Annotated in this window: 1 protein-coding gene; it reads left to right on the top strand. The window is 59.0% G+C overall.

Annotation, left to right across the window (positions count from 1 at the left end):
• A partial coding sequence (locus ACP7CJ_RS28820; RefSeq protein WP_426103245.1) for a ribonucleotide-diphosphate reductase subunit beta occupies window positions 1–938 on the top strand: 938 nt, incomplete at both ends.

Raw genomic sequence — 938 nt, forward strand, 5'->3', positions numbered from 1 at the left:
GACATCGCCGAAGGCCTCGCCGAACTCGAAGGCGCGTCCGCCCGTGTCGCCGTTGACGAAAAGCGCATGATCAACTGCCGCGCCGACCTCAACCAACTCGTGCCCTTCAAGTACGACTGGGCCTGGCAGAAATACCTCGACGGCTGCGCCAACCACTGGATGCCGCAAGAGGTCAACATGACCGCCGACATCGCCCTGTGGAAAGACCCCGAAGGCCTGACCGACGACGAACGCCGCATCGTCATGCGCAACCTCGGCTTCTTCTCCACCGCCGACTCGCTGGTCGCCAACAACCTGGTCCTGGCCGTGTACCGCCTGATCACCAACCCGGAGTGCCGCCAGTACATCCTGCGCCAGGCCTTCGAAGAAGCGATCCACACCCACGCCTACCAGTACTGCATCGAATCGTTGGCGATGGATGAAGGCGAAATCTTCAACATGTACCACGAGATCCCATCGGTCGCTAAAAAAGCCGCCTGGGGCCTCAAATACACGCGCTCCATCTCCGATCCGAAATTCGAAACCGGCACCGTCGACACCGACAAAGAACTGCTGCGCAACCTGGTCGCCTACTACTGCGTCCTCGAGGGCATCTTCTTCTACTGCGGCTTCACCCAGATCCTGTCCATGGGCCGCCGCAACAAAATGACCGGCGTGGCCGAGCAGTTCCAGTACATCCTGCGCGATGAGTCGATGCACCTGAACTTCGGGATCGACGTGATCAACCAGATCAAAATCGAAAACCCACACCTGTGGGACGCCGAGATGAAAGAAGAAGCGACCCAGATGATCCTGCAAGGGACGCAACTGGAGATCGAATACGCGCGCGACACCATGCCACGCGGAGTACTCGGCATGAACGCGGCGATGATGGAGGACTACCTCAAGTTCATCGCTAACCGTCGTCTGTCGCAGATTGGCTTGAAGGAAGAGTATCC

Source organism: Pseudomonas sp. PSPC3-2, assembly GCF_049897085.1.
GTDB classification, from domain to species: Bacteria; Pseudomonadota; Gammaproteobacteria; order Pseudomonadales; family Pseudomonadaceae; genus Aquipseudomonas; species Aquipseudomonas paraveronii.